Here is a 17,096-nt window from a genome sequence, read left to right on the forward strand (position 1 = left end):
ACGCATTTCAATTAATGTGGGAGCGAGCCTGCTCGCGAAGCTTTTGACCTTAGTGCTTGAACATCACATGCCGAACCGTGGTGTAGTCCTCCAGCCCGTACATGGACATGTCCTTGCCATAGCCGGACAACTTCTGACCGCCATGCGGCATTTCGCTGACGAGCATGAAGTGCGTGTTGACCCAGGTGCAGCCGTACTGCAACCGCGCGGACAAGCGATGCGCGCGTCCGACATCCGCCGTCCATACCGAGGAGGCGAGGCCGTAGTCCGAATCGTTGGCCCACTCCAGCGCCTGCGCTTCATCGGTGAATTTGGTCACCGAGACCACTGGCCCGAACACTTCGCGGCGAACGATCTCGTCATCCTGTTGTGCGTCGGCCAGCACCGTCGGTTCGAAGAAGAACCCATTGCCTTCAACAGCCTTGCCGCCGGTGATCAAGCGAATGTGCGACTGCGCTACGGCGCGCTCGACGAACGCGGCGACGCGGTCGCGATGCTGCGCGGTGATCAGCGGCCCCAGTTCGGTCGACGGATCATCCTGCAAGCCGTACTTGATGCTGCTCACCGCTGCGCCAAGCTTCTCGACGAACTGGTCGTAGATGCCTTGCTGCGCGTAGATCCGGCACGCGGCGGTGCAGTCCTGCCCGGCGTTGTAGAAACCGAACGTACGAATGCCTTCGACCGCCGCATCGATGTCGGCGTCGTCGAAGATGATCACCGGGGCCTTGCCGCCCAGCTCCATGTGCATGCGTTTGACGCTGTCGGCGGTGCTGGAAATGATGTTCGAGCCGGTGGCGATAGAGCCAGTCAGCGAGACCATGCGCACTTTCGGGTGAGTCACAAGCGGGCTGCCGACGCTAGGACCGCGACCGAACACCAGATTGAGTACACCGGCCGGGAAGATTTCCGACGCCAGTTCGGCCAGACGCAACGCGGTCAGCGGGGTCTGTTCCGACGGCTTGAGCACCACGGTGTTACCGGCGGCGAGGGCCGGAGCGATTTTCCAGGCGACCATCATCAGCGGGTAGTTCCACGGCGCGATGGAGGCGATCACGCCCACCGGGTCGCGGCGGATCATCGAGGTGTGGCCGGGCAGGTATTCGCCACCGGCCGAACCGCTCATGCAACGGCTGGCGCCGGCGAAGAAACGGAATACGTCGGCAATCGCCGGGATCTCGTCGTTCAGTGCGGCGCTATAGGGTTTACCGCAGTTGTCGGATTCGAGTTTCGCCAGTTCCTCGCCATGGGCCTCGATGGCGTCGGCGAGTTTGAGCAGCAGCAGCGAACGGTCTTTCGGCGTGGTTTGCGACCACTCGGCGAAGGCGTTGTCGGCGGCGCGCACGGCGGCGTCGACCTGGGCCTCGGAGGCTTCATTGATTTCCACGAGTACGCTGCCGAGCGCCGGGTTGAGCACCGGTTGGGCCGGGCCTTCGCCGTTGACCAGGTGGCCGTTGATCAAGAGTCTGGTTTGCATGTCTGTTGTCCTCGCTAACACTTTTATTGTTCTGGCCGAATTGAGAAACCTGTGGGAGCGAGCTTGCTCGCGAAGGCGGTGTGTCAGCCGACATCAATGTTGGATGTCATGGCCCCTTCGCGAACAAGCTCGCTCCCACAGGGGGATTTTGGTGTCTGTCAGATATTCATTTCCCGCCGCTACCGGCGACGCTCTCGCCACCCCGAGTCAGGTAATACGCGCCGAGAATCGGCAGCATGGTCACCATCATCACCAGCATGGCAACCACGTTGGTCACCGGCACATCCCGTGGGCGGCTGAGCTGGTTGAGCAGCCACAACGGCAACGTGCGCTCATGCCCGGCGGTGAAGGTGGTGACGATGATCTCGTCGAACGACAGCGCAAAGGCGAGCATGCCGCCAGCCAGCAGCGCCGAGCCGAGGTTCGGCAGGATGATGTAGCGGAAGGTCTGCCAGCCGTCGGCGCCGAGGTCCATCGAGGCTTCGATCAGGCTGTGTGACGTGCGGCGCAGGCGGGCGATGACGTTGTTGTAGACGATCACCACACAGAAGGTCGCGTGGCCGACGATGATGGTGAACATCCCCGGCTCGATCCCCAGCGTCTTGAACGTCGCCAGCAGCGCGATCCCGGTGATGATCCCCGGCAGGGCGATCGGCAAAATCAGCATCAGCGAAATGCCCTGTTTGCCGAAGAAATCGCGGCGGTACAACGCGGCTGAAGCCAGCGTGCCGAGCACCATCGCGATCAACGTGGCGATGGCGGCAATCTGCAGCGAGAGCTTGATCGCCTCCAGCACATCCGGCCGCGAAAACGCCACGCTGAACCAGTGCAGGGTGAAGCCCTTCGGCGGAAAGCTGAACGCGGCTTCCTCGGTGTTGAAGGCGTAAAGAAAGATGATCAGGATCGGGAAGTGCAGAAACACCAGCCCGCCCCAGGCGGCAATGCGCAAACCCAATGAAGCCTTTTCAGAGTGCATCGAAGGCCCCCAGACGTTTGACGATGGACAGGTAAACCGCGATCAGCACAATCGGCACCAACGTGAAGGCCGCCGCCATCGGCATGTTGCCGATCGCACCTTGCTGCGCGTAGACCATGCTGCCGACGAAGTATCCCGGCGGGCCCACCAGTTGCGGCACGATGAAATCGCCCAGGGTCAGCGAAAACGTGAAGATCGAGCCGGCAGCAATCCCCGGAATCGACAACGGCAAAATCACCTGCATGAAGGTCTGGCGCGGCCTGGCGCCGAGGTCGGCAGAGGCTTGCAGCAGTGACGGCGGCAGACGCTCCAGCGACGCCTGAATCGGCAGGATCATGAACGGCAGCCAGATGTAGACGAACACCATGAAGCGCCCCAGATGCGAGGTCGACAGGGTGCTGCCGCCCACTCCGGGAATGCCGAGGATGAACTGCAACACCGGCTCCAGTCCCAGATGCTGCACGAACCATTGCGCGACGCCGCCCTTGGCCAGCAGCAGCGTCCAGGCGTAGGCCTTGACGATATAACTGGCCCACATCGGCAGCATCACCGCGATGTAGAAAAACGCCTTGGTCTTGCCCGTGGTGTAGCGCGCCATGTAGTAGGCAATCGGGAACGCGACGATGGCGCTGGCGATCGACACGACGATGGCCATGCTCAGCGTACGCAGGATGATGTCGAAGTTCGACGGCTGGAACAGCGCGGCAAAATTCGCCAGCGTGAGGTCAGGGGTGACCGCCATGGTGAAGTCGTCAAAGGTGTAGAAACCCTGCCACAACAGCACCAGCAACGAGCCGAGGTAGATCGCGCCGAACCACAGCAACGGCGGCACCAGCAGCAGCGACAGATAAAGATTCGGCTTGCGATAGAGCAGGTTGGAAAACCGGCGCAAGGGCGGTGCCTGGGTCATTGCGAGCGTGCTCATGTCAGACCCCGCTCGCAACGGTATCGTGCAGCGGAATCATCGCTTCCCGCGCCCAGCGAGCGCTCAGGCGCTGGCCGGTCTGGTGCTGCGCGCTGTTGTCGATCCACTGATTGTTGGCGTGGCTGATGCTCAGGGTCTGGCCGTTTTCCAGGGTCAGTTCATAGCGCGTGGCGCTGCCCTGATACTGGATGTCGTGGAGCAGACCGCTGACTTCGATTTCATGGCTGGCGAGCGGGCCTTCGGCGAAACGCACGTGCTCGGGGCGAATCGAAAACGGCTGCGGATGGCCGCTGAGCTGACGCGCCAGATCGCCGCGAATCACGTTCGAAGTACCGACGAATTCGGCGACGAAGGTGGTGGTGGGTTTCATGTACAAATTGCGCGGGGTGTCGACCTGCTCGATGCGGCCCTTGTTGAACACCGCCACGCGGTCGGACATCGACAGCGCTTCGGTCTGGTCGTGGGTGACGAAGATGAAGGTGATGCCGAGCTGGCGTTGCAGCTTCTTCAGTTCGCTCTGCATCTGCTCGCGCAATTTCAGGTCGAGGGCACCCAATGGCTCATCAAGCAACAGCACGCGCGGGCGATTGACCAGGGCGCGGGCGAGGGCGACACGCTGGCGCTGACCGCCGGACAACTGCACCGGTTTGCGTGCGCCGTAGCCACCGAGGGCGACCATGTCCAACGCCTCTTCGGCGCGCTTGTGGCGCTCGGTTTTGCTCACGCCTTTGACCTTCAAGCCATAGGCGACGTTGTCCAGCACGTTCATGTGCGGGAACAGCGCGTAATCCTGGAAGACGGTGTTTACATCGCGTTGATACGGCGGCAGACCGGCGGCTTCGGCGCCGTGAATGCGGATCGAGCCGGCACTCGGTTGTTCGAACCCGGCGATCAGGCGCAGGCAGGTGGTCTTGCCCGAGCCGGAAGGGCCGAGCATGGAAAAGAACTCGCCGTCCTGGATATCGATGGAAACCCGGTCAACGGCCTTCACTTCGCCGAACTGCCGGGAAACGTTGGTGAACTGGACTGCAAGCGTCATGGTGCGGTGCTCCAAAAAGGCGCGGGCCGTCGCAGCGGCCCTGCCTGAACTTCTGAAAAAGCTGAAACATCTAACGGTGAATGCGATCCGCTTTTAGCTCCCTCTCCCTCCGGGAGAGGGCGGGGGGTGAGGGTGGCCTCATTGGCCGTCGCCCTTCAATCAAGAGCAAAGTCAAAAGCCACCCCCTCACCCCAGCCCTCTCCCCCATGGGGGAGAGGGGGAAAGGGAGTTAGACCAAGTTGTTCTCGGGCTTACCGACCGCCCATGATCGCGATGTAGTCCTGAGTCCAGCGGCTATAGGGCACGAACTTGCCGCCCTCGGCCTGCGGGGTTTTCCAGAAGGCGATCTTGTCAAACTGGTCGAAGCCATTGGTCTTGCAACCCTCGGCGCCGAGCAGTTCGCTCTCCTTGCACGCCGCCGGCACTGCTGGCAGCGAACCAAACCACGCCGCCACGTCACCCTGGACTTTCGGCTGCAACGACCAGTCCATCCACTTGTACGCGCAGTTCGGGTGCTTGGCCTCGGCGTGCAGCATGGTGGTGTCGGCCCAACCGGTAGCGCCTTCTTTCGGGATGGTCGAAGCGATCGGCTGTTTCTCGTTGATCAGGCCGTTGACCTGATACGGCCACGCGCTCGACGCCACCACACCTTCGTTCTTGAAGTCACTCATCTGAACGGTGGTGTCGTGCCAGTAGCGGTGAATCAACGGCTGCTGCGCGCGCAGCAGATCGAGCACGGCTTTGTACTGCGCTTCGGTCAGTTGATACGGATCCTTGATCCCCAATTCAGGCTTGGCGGTTTTCAGATACAACGCCGCATCGGCGATGTAGATCGGGCCGTCATAGGCCTGCACGCGGCCCTTGTTCGGTTTGCCGTCGGGGAAATTCTGCGCGTCGAACAACACGTTCCAGCTGGTCGGCGGCGTCTTGAACACGTTGGTGTTGTACATCAGCACGTTCGGGCCCCACTGGTACGGGGTGCCGTAGGTCTGGTTGTTGACCACGTACCACGGCGCATCTTTCAGCCGTGGGTCGAGGGTTTTCCAGTTCGGGATCAACGCGGTATTGATCGGTTGCACGCGCTTGCCGACGATCAGGCGCAACGAGGCATCGCCCGAGGCGGTGACCAGGTCGTAACCGCCCTTGGCCATCAGGCTGACCATCTCGTCGGAGGTGGCGGCGGTCTTGACGTTGACCTTGCAGCCGGTTTCCTTCTCGAAACCGGTCACCCAGTCGTAGGCCTTGTCGCTTTCGCCACGTTCGATGTAGCCCGGCCAGGCCACGATATCCAACTGACCTTCGCCGGCGCCGACAGCCTTCAGCGGCTCGGCCGCTTGCAGGCTGGCGCTGGCCAGCAAGGCTGTGGTGATTGCACTGAACAGTGCGGTCTTGTGCACGAACATGGTTGAACCCTCTTCTTTAAATTATGGTCGGGGCAGTTGTGAACGCGGTGAAGCCATGCCGTTTTGCGGCTTGTTATTAGCGTAGTCAGAGATGCTGGCCGTGGCGGGCCATGATGTGCCGCACCACGCTGTAGTCCTGCAGCGAATCACTGGATAAGTCTTTGCCGTATCCGGAGCGTTTCAGCCCGCCGTGGGGCATTTCGCTGACCAGCATGAAGTGGCTGTTGATCCAGGTGCAGCCGTACTGCAAACGGGCGGCGACCTGCATCGCCTTGTCCAGATTTTGCGTCCACACCGACGACGCGAGGCCGTATTCGGAGTCGTTGGCCCAGTCCACGGCTTGCGCGAGTTCGTCGAAGCGGGTCACGGTGACCACCGGGCCGAACACTTCGCGCTGGACGATTTCGTCGCTCTGTTTGCAGCCAGCGAGCAGCGTCGGTTGGTAAAAGAAACCGGCGCCGGAATGCACCGCCGCGCCGGTCACCCGCTCGATGTGCGGTTGACCGAGGGCGCGTTCGACGAAACTGGCGACGCGGTCGCGCTGGCGGGTGCTGATCAGCGGGCCGATCTCGTTGTCGGCATCGCGCTTACCGGCGAAGCGCAGACTGCTGACTGCTGCGCCGAGTTCGGCGACCAGTTTGTCGTGAATCCCGGCCTGCGCGTAGATCCGGCACGCGGCGGTGCAGTCCTGCCCGGCGTTGTAGTAACCGTAAGTGCGCACGCCGTCGACCACCGCTTGAATGTCGGCGTCGTTGCAGACGATCACCGGGGCTTTGCCGCCGAGTTCCAGATGCGTGCGCTTGAGGGTTTTTGCCGCCGCCTGAAGGATCTTCTGCCCGGTGACGATATCGCCGGTCAGCGAGACCATGCGCACCTTGGCGTGACCGACCAGATGACTGCCGACGCCTTCGCCACCGCCGCAGATGATGTTGATCACCCCGCGCGGCAGGATCTCGGCCAGTGCGGGCGCCAGCGCGAGGATCGACAGCGGCGTGTGTTCGGATGGCTTGAACACCAGGGTGTTGCCGGCGGCGAGGGCCGGAGCGATTTTCCACGCGGCCATCATGATCGGGTAGTTCCATGGCGCAATCGAGGCCACCACGCCAATCGGATCGCGGCGCACCATGCTGGTGTAGCCCGGCAGGTATTCACCGCTGAGCTGACCGGTCTGGCAGCGCACGGCGCCGGCAAAGAAGCGGAACACGTCGACGGTGGCGGTCAGATCGTCCTGCCGCGCCAGGTGCAGCGGCTTGCCGCAGTTCAGCGCTTCAAGGCGGGCTAGGTAGTCGGCGTGTTTTTCTACCGCGCTGGCGATGTCCAGCAGCAGGTTGGAGCGTTGTTGCGGCGTGGTGCGTGACCATTCGGCAAAGGCACGGTGGGCGGCGAGGATCGCGGCTTCGACCTGCTCGGTGCTGGCCTCGGCGATGTGGGTGAGGATTTCACCGGTGGCCGGGTTGAGGATCGGTTCGACAAAACCTTGCCCGGCGACCAGTTCGCCGTCGATCAACAACGCGGTACACATCGGGGTCTGCACGCCAGCCATTTTCCGCGATCTCTTTTCTTGTGTGGTCATTGCTGCTCCCGTGCCCGGGAGCCGACCGTCTTATAGATGCTGCAAGACTAGTGCGCGGCTCCGAGGTCGACAAATTCTAAATACTGAAGGTGGCATTCGATTAAATAGATGGCTTGCGTCCGCCGTGCGGCTGTTCGCGGGCCACAGTCAAAAACGGGTCGACCAGAGCGGGGCGCGCTGTCCCTCGGCGCCAGGCCAGACCGACGTCGAGGGTCTGGTTAAGGTCGGCAATCGGCCGCGCTTCAATGATGTCGCCTTCAAGTGACCATGGGCGGTAAGTCATGTCCGGTTGAATCGATACGCCCAGACCTGCTGCGACAAGGCTTCGCACGGCTTCGGTCGATGCAGTGCGCAGGGTGATCTTCGGTTGCAGGCCGGCACCGCGCCACAGGCGCTGGGCGTTGCGATCCATCTCGTCGACGTTCAGTTGAATCAGCGGTTCGCGAGCGACGTCGGCGAGGTTGATGCTGTCGTGTTCCAGCAATGGATGCTGGGCCGGCAGCCACAGTCGGTGCGGCGAGTGGGTCAGCACTTCGGTCTGCAAGGCGTGACGGTCTTCGAGGTTGGAGAGGATCAGTACGCCAACATCGATCTCGCCGCTGACCAACAGGTGCTCGATGTAGGGGCGCTCGTCCTCCATCACGCGGATTTCGACATTGGGGTAGGCGCGCTGAAAACGGGTGAGCAGATCGGCGAGGTAGTAACCGGCGACCAGACTGGTCACCCCGACGATCAACTGCCCGGCAACTTGATCGGTGCTTTGTTGCAGGCTGCGCTTGGCGTTATCCACCGTGGCCAGAATAAGGTGCGCCTGCCGCAGGAATTGATGGCCCTGGTGAGTCAGGGTCATGCCCTTGGCGTGGCGGCTGAACAGGCTGACGCCGATTTCCTCTTCCAGTTGCTGGATCGCCAGGGTCAACGTCGATTGGGAAATAAACGCGGTTTGCGCAGCGGCGGAAATCGAGCCGGTCTCGGCCACCGCGATGAAGTGACGGATCTGACGCAGTGTCATCATGAGCAGGGTACCCGGTGGGCGGTTTTTATAGATTGGCTGGAGTGTATATCTATTTTCACGAAGGGCTGTTGCCAGTGCCTGTGCAGGAAAGTGAGCAACATCTGGAAGCACACTCGCCGGCCGCTCGGGGGCACTTTCGAACTAGGCTGAGGGCCTGATAGATCCGAATAACCCCAGTTTTGGAGGCGGAACATGAACACCCGTGGATTGCTCGATCAACTACTCAAGTCCGGCCAGGATCTGTTGCAGAACAAGGCCGGTAGCGCGCAGAACAAACCGGCGGCTGGTGGCCTGGGCGGTTTGCTTGGTGGGTCTTCAGGCGCTGGTGCGCTGGGTGGCCTGCTCTCGGGGGCGGGCGGTGGCGCGTTGGCTGCCGGGGCGATGGGCCTGCTGCTCGGCAGCAAAAAGGCCCGCAAGGTCGGCGGTAAAGTTGCGGTCTACGGTGGCCTCGCTGCCCTTGGTGTGCTGGCCTATAAGGCTTACGGCAACTGGAACGCGCAAAAAGGCACCGCGCCACAAACCGAACCGCAGACGCTGGATCGACTGCCACCGGCGCAAGCCGAGCAACACAGCCAGGCGATTCTCAAAGCACTGGTCGCCGCCGCCAAGGCTGACGGCCACATTGATGACCGTGAGCGCCAGTTGATCGAAGGCGAATTCACCCGACTCGACAACGATCAGGAACTGCAACACTGGCTGCACGCCGAACTCAACAAACCCCTCGACCCAGCCGATGTCGCCCGCGCCGCCGGCACTCCGGAAATGGCCGCAGAGATGTACATCGCCAGTGTGATGCTGGTGGATGAGGAAAGCTTTATGGAAAAGGCCTATCTGGAAGAGTTGGCGAAGCAACTGAAGCTGGAGCCGGGGTTGAAGGTAGAGCTGGAGAAACAGGTACGACAGGCGTCGCTATAGAACTACCTGAACACGGTACTCATGTAGGAGCTGCGGTACGCTGCGATCTTTTGATGTTGGCTTTAAAAATCAAAAGATCGCAGCGTGCCGCAGCTCCTACAAGGTTTTGGACTGGACGCCGAAATGTGTAGGAGTGAGCCTGCTCGCGATTGCTTTCCAGCCTCACAACAACAGCAATGGCCGATCCATCGCCCCTTTTTGCCATTCCATCGCTGGCACGCCAGCCCGGGATTGTCGGACAGTCCCACCCCAGAGCCTTCCCGCGAACCACGTCGGGCGGGCCCGAGGGTTAAAAAGCGTCTTATAAATGAAACACCGCCCTCGGCTATACTCCCCGCATTTCGACTTAGGCACGAGGACTCACTGTGAAGAACTGGACGTTGCGCCAACGCATTTTGGCGAGCTTTGCGGTGATTATCGCCATCATGTTGCTGATGGTCGTTGTTTCGTATTCACGCCTGCTGAAGATCGAAGCCAGTGAAAGCAGTGTGCGTGACGACGCGGTGCCCGGCGTCTATTACAGCTCGATGATTCGTGGCGCCTGGGTCGACAGCTATCTGCAGACCCAGGAACTGCTCGGCCTCAAGGAAGGGCAGGGCATCAGCAGCGAAGACGCGGCGGACTACAAGGCGTTCGAGACGCGCCTGCAAGAGCAGATGGCCAACTACCGCAACACCGTCACCACCGATGAAGACCGGGTGGAGTTCGCCGCGTTCGAGAAAGACCACGACGTCTACATGCAGATCCAGGATCAGGTGCTCGACTTGCACAAGCGCAACCTGGAAGCCGAAGCGGTCAAGCTGTTCACCGAGAAGCTGACCCCGGCCTGGTACACCGGCCGCATGAAACTCAATGACATCATCGGCGAGAACAAGAAGGTTGCCGATCAGGCCATGGCCAACATCGACGAAGCGGTGGCAGCGGCCAAGGTCAGTATGTTCGTCTCGCTGCTGGTGGCGGTGCTGGCGGCCGGTGCCTGCGGTCTGCTGCTGATGCGCGCGATCATGGCGCCGATGAACCGCATCGTGAAAATCCTCGAAATCATGCGTACCGGCGACCTGAGCAGCCGTCTGAACCTCGACCGCAAGGACGAGTTCGGCGCGGTGGAAACCGGCTTCAACGACATGATGACCGAGCTGACTTCGCTGGTGTCCCAGGCCCAGCGCTCCTCGGTGCAGGTGACCACCTCGGTGACCGAAATCGCTGCCACCTCCAAGCAGCAACAGGCCACCGCTACCGAAACTGCGGCCACCACCACCGAGATCGGCGCGACCTCGCGGGAGATCGCCGCTACCTCGCGGGATCTGGTGCGCACCATGACCGAAGTGTCTACCGCTGCCGATCAGGCCTCGGTGCTCGCCGGTTCCGGCCAGCAAGGTCTGGCGCGGATGGAAGACACCATGCACTCGGTGATGGGCGCGGCCGATCTGGTCAACGCCAAACTGGCGATCCTCAACGAGAAGGCCGGCAACATCAATCAGGTGGTGGTGACCATCGTAAAAGTTGCCGACCAGACCAACCTGCTGTCGCTCAACGCTGCCATCGAGGCCGAGAAGGCTGGTGAATACGGTCGCGGTTTTGCCGTAGTCGCCACCGAAGTGCGGCGTCTGGCGGATCAGACCGCCGTCGCCACTTACGACATCGAACAAATGGTTCGCGAGATCCAGTCGGCGGTGTCCGCCGGCGTGATGGGCATGGACAAGTTCTCCGAAGAAGTGCGCCGTGGCATGTCCGAAGTGCAGCAGGTCGGCGAGCAACTGTCGCAGATCATCCATCAAGTGCAGGCGCTGGCGCCGCGGGTGTTGATGGTCAACGAAGGCATGCAGGCCCAGGCCACCGGTGCCGAGCAGATCAACCACGCGCTGGTGCAGTTGGGCGATGCCAGCAGCCAGACTGTCGAGTCGTTGCGTCAGGCCAGTTTCGCCATTGACGAACTGAGCCAGGTGGCCGTCGGGCTGCGCAGCGGCGTTTCGCGATTCAAAGTCTGATGAGTGAAATCACCGCCAAACGCAGCGCTGCGCCAGTGGCGAAGCAGGCGTTGTTCCTGCTGTTTCGCATCGGCAACGAACGTTACGCCTTGCGCGCCACCGAGGTGGCGGAAGTGCTGCCGCGCCTGCCGTTGAAGCCGATTGCCCAGGCACCGGACTGGGTCGCCGGGGTGTTCGCCTATCGCGGTACGGTGGTACCGGCGCTCGACCTCAGTGCGCTGACCTTCGGCCAGCCTGCCGAGGCGCGCACCAGTACGCGACTGGTGCTGGTGCATTACCGCCCGGATGAACGGCAGCCGCCGCGCTGGCTCGGGCTGATCCTTGAGCAGGCGACCGATACCCTGCGCTGCAACCCCGAAGATTTCCAGCCGTATGGTCTGGACAATCGCCAGGCGCCGTACCTTGGCCCGGTGCGCGAAGATGCCCAAGGGCTGGTGCAGTGGGTGCGGGTCAACGACTTGCTGGATGACGCGGTGCGCAGCCTGCTGTTCCCGGCGCCGCTTGAGGCGCAGTCATGAGCAGCGACCAGCGTTTTTTCGATTTCCTCAAGGAACGCATCGGTCTGGATGTCACCTCGGTGGGCCCGGCGATCATCGAGCGGGCGGTGCGTCAGCGCACCACGCTTTCGCAAGCGGCGCACAGCGATGAGTACTGGCAACTGCTGCAAGGCTCGCGTGACGAGCAGCAAGCGCTGATCGAAGCGGTGATCGTCCCCGAAACCTGGTTTTTCCGTTACCCGGAATCCTTCGCCACCCTCGGCAAGCTGGCGCGCAAGCGTCTGGACCAATTGAACAACATGCGCGCGCTGCGCATCCTCAGCTTGCCGTGCTCGACCGGCGAGGAACCCTATTCGATTGCCATGGCTTTGCTCGATGCCGGTCTCAAACCGCATCAGTTCAAGGTCGACGGCATGGACGTCAGCCCGCTGTCGGTGGACAAGGCGCGGCGGGCTCTTTACGGCAAGAACTCGTTTCGTGGTCAGGATCTGGACTATCGCGAGCGTCATTTCACCGCCGAGCCGGAGGGGCATCGGGTCAACGAAGCGGTGCGCGAGCAGGTGCGCCTGCAGGCCGGCAATGTGCTGGATCCGACGCTGCTGGCGGGTGAGCCACCGTTCGACTTCGTGTTCTGCCGCAACCTGTTGATCTATTTCGATCAGCCGACCCAGAAGCAAGTCTTCGAAGTGCTCAAGCGCCTGACTCACGTCGATGGCGTGCTGTTCATCGGCCCGGCCGAAGGCAGTCTGCTCGGGCGCCTGGGCATGCGTTCGATCGGCATTCCGCAGTCGTTCGCCTTCAGTCGGCACAATGATCCGCTGCCGGAGCCGGTGTCATTGCCGACACCCACGCCACTGCCCGTGCGCCAACCGTTGCGCAGTCCGCCGCCGCCACCGCCAGTGCGCCCGCGTCCGTTTGCCAGCGTTGCACCGCTGCCCGTCAACAGCAAAAGTGCCCACCCGGACGCGGCGACCTTGCTCGCCAACATCGCTGCGCTGGCCAACGAAGGCAAAAGCGCCGAGGCCCGCGCAGCATGCGAGCAGTATCTGCGCAGTCACGAGCCAGTGGCGCAGGTGTTCTACTGGCTCGGCCTGCTCAGCGATGTTGCCGGTGCCGCGCTCGAAGCCCAGAGTTATTACCGCAAGGCCTTGTATCTTGAACCGCAACACCCCGAAGCGTTGATGCACCTGGCTGCCTTGCTGCAGGCCCAGGGTGACAGCGCCGGTGCCAGACGATTGCAGGAACGCGCCGCCCGCAGCGGCCGCACCGCCGACAGTGAGCGTAAACGATGATCCCGTCCGACACCTTGAACGTCACCCACGAAGACGCCCGGGCCATCGACGATTGCTGGAACCGTATCGGCATTCATGGCGACAAGTCCTGCCCGTTGCTGGCCGAACATATTCATTGCCGCAACTGCGCGGTGTATTCCGCCGCCGCCACCCGTCTGCTTGACCGTTATGCGTTGCAGCAGGACGAGCGCGATCCGGTCGCCGTGGCGGTTGAAACCGATGTGAAAACCCGTTCGCTGCTGATGTTCCGCCTCGGCGAGGAATGGCTGGGACTGGCCACCCGCACTCTGGTGGAGGTGGCGCCGCTGCAGGCGATTCACTCGTTGCCGCATCAGCGTTCGCGGGCCTTGCTTGGCGTAGCGAACGTGCGCGGGGCGTTGGTCGCCTGCCTGTCGCTGGTCGAACTGCTCGATCTGGACGGCAACGCCGCACCGGCCAGCGGCGCGCGGATCATGCCGCGCATGCTGATCATCGCCGCCCACGGCGGGCCAGTGGTGGTGCCGGTGGACGAAGTCGACGGCATCCACGCCATCGACGAAAAAATTCTCGACGCCGCGTCGCGTGCCGGCGGTGAACACAACAGCACCGCCAGCGCCAAATACACCCGTGGTGTCCTGCAATTTCGGGGGCGCAGCCTGCGTTGGCTGGATGAAGAACAGCTGCTGTCCGCCGTGACCCGGAGCCTCACATGACCCCCGAGCAAATGCGCGACGCCTCGCTGCTGGAGCTGTTCGGTCTCGAAGCGGAGGCCCAGACCCAGGTGCTCAGCAGCGGGCTGCTGGCGCTGGAGCGCAATCCGACCCAGGCCGATTATCTGGAATCGTGCATGCGCGCGGCGCACTCGCTCAAGGGCGCGGCGCGCATCGTCGGGATCGACAGCGGCGTCAGCGTCGCCCACGTGATGGAAGATTGCCTGGTCAGCGCTCAGGAAGGGCGGCTGTTGCTGCGCCCCGAACACATCGATGCGTTGTTGCAGGGCACCGATCTGTTGATGCGTATCGCCACGCCCGCCAATGCCCCGCAAGCGCCGGACATCGAAGCGTATGTGGCGCTGATGGGGCGCTTGCTCGACCCTTCGGCACCGCCCGCAGTGGCGCCGCCGCCGATGGCCGAGTTGCAGATGCAGGCGCCAACGCCGACACCGATTGAGCCTCCAGCGACAGTGATCGATACACCGCTGGAAACCTCTGACCCGGCTCCGCGCAAGAACAAACGCACCACCGAAGGTGGCGAGCGGGTACTGCGGGTTACCGCCGAACGCCTGAACAGCCTGCTCGACCTGTCGAGTAAATCGCTGGTCGAAACCCAGCGCCTCAAACCGCATCTGGCGACCATGCAGCGTCTCAAGCGCATGCAGAATAACGGCTTGCGGGCACTGGAAAGCCTCAACGTGCATCTCAAGGAACATGCGCTGAGCCTCGAAGCCCAGGAAGCCCTTGAAGATGCCCGCCGCTTGCTGGCCGAGTCTCAGCAATTGCTCGCGGAAAAGAACGCCGAACTGGACGAATTCGCCTGGCAAGCCAGCCAGCGCGCCCAAGTGCTCTACGACACCGCGCTGGCCTGCCGCATGCGCCCGTTCGCCGATGTGCTCACCGGTCAGGTGCGCATGGTCCGGGATCTGGGGCGCAGCCTTGGCAAACAGGTGCGGCTGGAGATCGAGGGCGAGAAGACGCAGGTCGATCGCGACGTATTGGAAAAGCTCGAAGCGCCGCTGACTCATTTGCTGCGCAACGCGGTCGACCACGGCATCGAAACCCCGGAACAACGCCTGCTCAAAGGCAAGTCCGAAGAAGGCCTGATCCGCCTGCGTGCCTCGCATCAGGCTGGTTTGCTGGTGCTGGAATTGAGCGATGACGGCAATGGCGTCGATCTGGAAAAGGTCCGCCGCAGCATCGTCGAACGTCAGCTTTCGCCCGCCGAAACGGCGGCGCAGTTGAGCGAAGACGAGCTGCTGACATTCCTGTTTCTGCCGGGCTTCAGCCTGCGCGACACGGTCACCGAAGTGTCTGGACGTGGCGTCGGTCTTGATGCGGTGCAGCACATGGTGCGGCAGTTGCGCGGCGCGGTGGTGCTGGAGCAGACGGCAGGCGAGGGCAGCCGCTTTCATCTGGAAGTACCGCTGACCTTGTCGGTGGTGCGCAGTCTGGTGGTGGAAGTCGGCGAAGAGGCCTACGCCTTTCCGCTGGCGCACATCGAGCGCATGTGCGATCTGCAGCCACAGGACATCGTGCAGATCGAGGGGCGCCAGCATTTCTGGCACGAAGGCCGGCACGTCGGACTGGTCGCCGCCAGCCAGTTGTTGAACCGTCCGGCCAGTCAGAGCAGCAGCGAAACCCTCAAGGTCGTGGTGATCCGCGAGCGCGATGCGGTCTACGGCGTGGCGGTCGAGCGTTTTGTCGGCGAGCGCACGTTGGTGGTGCTGCCGCTGGATGAGCGGCTGGGCAAGGTTCAGGACATTTCCGCCGGGGCGTTGCTCGACGACGGTTCGGTGGTGCTGATCGTCGATGTCGAGGACATGCTGCGGTCGGTGGACAAACTGCTCAATACCGGGCGTCTGGAACGTATCGCCCGCTATGGCAATCAGGCCGCCGAAGTGGCGCGCAAGCGGATTCTGGTGGTCGACGACTCGCTGACCGTGCGCGAGCTGCAACGCAAGCTGCTGCTCAATCGCGGCTACGACGTGGCGGTGGCGGTAGACGGCATGGACGGCTGGAACGCCTTGCGTTCGGAGGACTTCGATTTGCTGATCACCGACATCGACATGCCGCGCATGGACGGCATCGAGCTGGTCACCCTGTTGCGCCGCGACAACCGTCTGCAATCGCTGCCGGTGATGGTGGTCTCGTACAAGGATCGTGAAGAGGACCGGCGTCGTGGACTGGATGCCGGCGCCGACTATTATTTAGCCAAGGCCAGTTTTCATGACGACGCCCTGCTTGATGCAGTGGTTGAGCTCATTGGAGGAGCGCGGGCATGAAAATCGCAATCGTCAACGATATGCCCCTGGCGGTGGAGGCACTGCGCCGTGCGCTGGCCTTCGAGCCGGCGCATCAGGTGATCTGGGTCGCCAGAGATGGCGCCGAGGCGGTGCAACTGTGCGCCGAAAACACTCCGGATCTGATCCTGATGGACCTGATCATGCCGGTGATGGATGGCGTCGAGGCTACCCGGCGGATCATGGCCGAAACCCCGTGCGCCATCGTCATCGTCACGGTCGACCGCCAGCAGAACGTGCACCGGGTCTTCGAAGCCATGGGCCACGGCGCGCTGGACGTGGTCGATACCCCGGCCCTTGGTGCGGGGAACGCGCAGGAAGCGGCGGCGCCGTTGCTGCGCAAGATCCTCAACATTGGCTGGCTGATCGGCGAGAAAACCCCGCGCTCGCGTCCGGTGCCGACGCCCCACCGCAGTTCGGCGTCGTGCAAGCGGCTGGTGGCGATCGGCTCTTCTGCCGGCGGACCGGCAGCGCTGGAAGTGTTGCTCAAGGGCCTGCCGCGCAATTTCTCGGCGGCCATCGTGCTGGTGCAGCACGTGGATCAGGTGTTTGCTGCCGGCATGGCCGAATGGCTGGCCAGCGCCAGCGGCCTCGATGTACGCCTGGCCCGCGAAGGCGAGCCGCCGCAGGCTGGCGCGGTGCTGCTGGCCGGCACCAACCACCATATTCGCTTATTGAAAAACGGCACGCTGGCCTACACCGCCGAGCCGGTCAATGAGATCTACCGACCTTCGATCGACGTGTTTTTCGAAAGTGTCGCCAGTTATTGGAACGGCGATGCGATCGGGGTTTTATTGACCGGAATGGGACGCGATGGGGCGCAAGGGCTTAAGCTCATGCGCCAGCAGGGTTATCTGACCATCGCGCAGGACCAGCAAAGCAGTGCGGTCTACGGGATGCCCAAGGCAGCAGCGGCCATCGATGCTGCCGTCGAAATCCGCCCACTGGAAAAGATAGCGCCACGGTTGCTGGAGGTTTTCCCCAAATGAACAGGCTATTCCGCA

Annotated in this window: 14 protein-coding genes; 7 read left to right on the top strand and 7 right to left on the bottom strand. The window is 62.5% G+C overall.

The window, feature by feature from the left end:
• Positions 1–49: 49 nt before the first annotated feature.
• The 7 genes from NTD85_RS07905 to NTD85_RS07935 all read right to left on the bottom strand — a co-directional run bounded on the left by NTD85_RS07905 (position 50) and on the right by NTD85_RS07935 (position 8,405).
• A complete protein-coding gene (locus NTD85_RS07905) occupies positions 50–1,474 on the bottom strand; it encodes a gamma-aminobutyraldehyde dehydrogenase (protein WP_262141894.1) in 1,425 nt (474 codons plus the stop codon).
• Between the two features lie 166 nt (positions 1,475–1,640).
• Positions 1,641–2,450: an ABC transporter permease gene (locus NTD85_RS07910; protein WP_007967757.1), complete on the bottom strand. Its 810-nt coding sequence runs from the start codon at positions 2,448–2,450 to the stop codon at positions 1,641–1,643.
• Positions 2,440–3,375, bottom strand: a complete 936-nt coding sequence (locus tag NTD85_RS07915; protein WP_096795795.1) for an ABC transporter permease — start codon at positions 3,373–3,375, stop codon at positions 2,440–2,442. The genes NTD85_RS07910 and NTD85_RS07915 overlap by 11 nt, the downstream gene beginning before the upstream one ends.
• A gap of 1 nt (position 3,376) precedes the next feature.
• The gene (locus NTD85_RS07920) at positions 3,377–4,414 is read right to left on the bottom strand and encodes an ABC transporter ATP-binding protein (RefSeq protein ID WP_262141895.1); all 1,038 of its coding nucleotides are present in this window, start codon (positions 4,412–4,414) and stop codon (positions 3,377–3,379) included.
• A gap of 251 nt (positions 4,415–4,665) precedes the next feature.
• Positions 4,666–5,817, bottom strand: a complete 1,152-nt coding sequence (gene ydcS / locus NTD85_RS07925) for a putative ABC transporter substrate-binding protein YdcS (RefSeq protein ID WP_262141896.1) — start codon at positions 5,815–5,817, stop codon at positions 4,666–4,668.
• An 85-nt stretch (positions 5,818–5,902) separates the two neighbouring features.
• Positions 5,903–7,360, bottom strand: a complete 1,458-nt coding sequence (locus NTD85_RS07930) for a gamma-aminobutyraldehyde dehydrogenase (protein WP_262141911.1) — start codon at positions 7,358–7,360, stop codon at positions 5,903–5,905.
• 130 nt (positions 7,361–7,490) lie between these two features.
• Positions 7,491–8,405 (bottom strand): LysR family transcriptional regulator, encoded by a 915-nt coding sequence (locus tag NTD85_RS07935; RefSeq protein WP_007967749.1) that lies wholly within the window; start codon positions 8,403–8,405, stop codon positions 7,491–7,493.
• 192 nt (positions 8,406–8,597) lie between these two features.
• On the opposite strand from NTD85_RS07935, the gene NTD85_RS07940 reads away from it, so the two are divergent.
• The 7 genes from NTD85_RS07940 (at position 8,598) to NTD85_RS07970 (ending at position 17,081) form a co-directional block, all read left to right on the top strand.
• Entirely contained in the window at positions 8,598–9,320 is a 723-nt protein-coding gene (locus NTD85_RS07940; RefSeq protein ID WP_262141897.1) for a tellurite resistance TerB family protein, read from the top strand.
• Positions 9,321–9,685: 365 nt separating this feature from the next.
• Positions 9,686–11,308, top strand: coding sequence for a methyl-accepting chemotaxis protein (locus NTD85_RS07945; RefSeq protein ID WP_003222034.1), 1,623 nt, complete (start codon positions 9,686–9,688; stop codon positions 11,306–11,308).
• Complete coding sequence (locus NTD85_RS07950; protein WP_103520591.1) at positions 11,308–11,826, top strand: chemotaxis protein CheW; 519 nt, start codon at positions 11,308–11,310, stop codon at positions 11,824–11,826. Before NTD85_RS07945 ends, NTD85_RS07950 begins: the two co-directional genes overlap by 1 nt.
• On the top strand, positions 11,823–13,097 hold the full coding sequence (locus tag NTD85_RS07955; RefSeq protein ID WP_262141898.1) for a CheR family methyltransferase: 1,275 nt from the start codon (positions 11,823–11,825) through the stop codon (positions 13,095–13,097). The genes NTD85_RS07950 and NTD85_RS07955 overlap by 4 nt, the downstream gene beginning before the upstream one ends.
• Entirely contained in the window at positions 13,094–13,789 is a 696-nt protein-coding gene (locus NTD85_RS07960) for a chemotaxis protein CheW (RefSeq protein WP_262141899.1), read from the top strand. Before NTD85_RS07955 ends, NTD85_RS07960 begins: the two co-directional genes overlap by 4 nt.
• Positions 13,786–16,074, top strand: coding sequence for a hybrid sensor histidine kinase/response regulator (locus NTD85_RS07965; protein ID WP_262141900.1), 2,289 nt, complete (start codon positions 13,786–13,788; stop codon positions 16,072–16,074). The genes NTD85_RS07960 and NTD85_RS07965 overlap by 4 nt, the downstream gene beginning before the upstream one ends.
• Complete coding sequence (locus tag NTD85_RS07970) at positions 16,071–17,081, top strand: chemotaxis response regulator protein-glutamate methylesterase (RefSeq protein WP_003222043.1); 1,011 nt, start codon at positions 16,071–16,073, stop codon at positions 17,079–17,081. Before NTD85_RS07965 ends, NTD85_RS07970 begins: the two co-directional genes overlap by 4 nt.
• Positions 17,082–17,096 lie beyond the last annotated feature (15 nt).

It is taken from the genome of Pseudomonas sp. 13B_3.2_Bac1, from assembly GCF_025466205.1.
GTDB lineage: Bacteria > Pseudomonadota > Gammaproteobacteria > Pseudomonadales > Pseudomonadaceae > Aquipseudomonas > Aquipseudomonas fluorescens_H.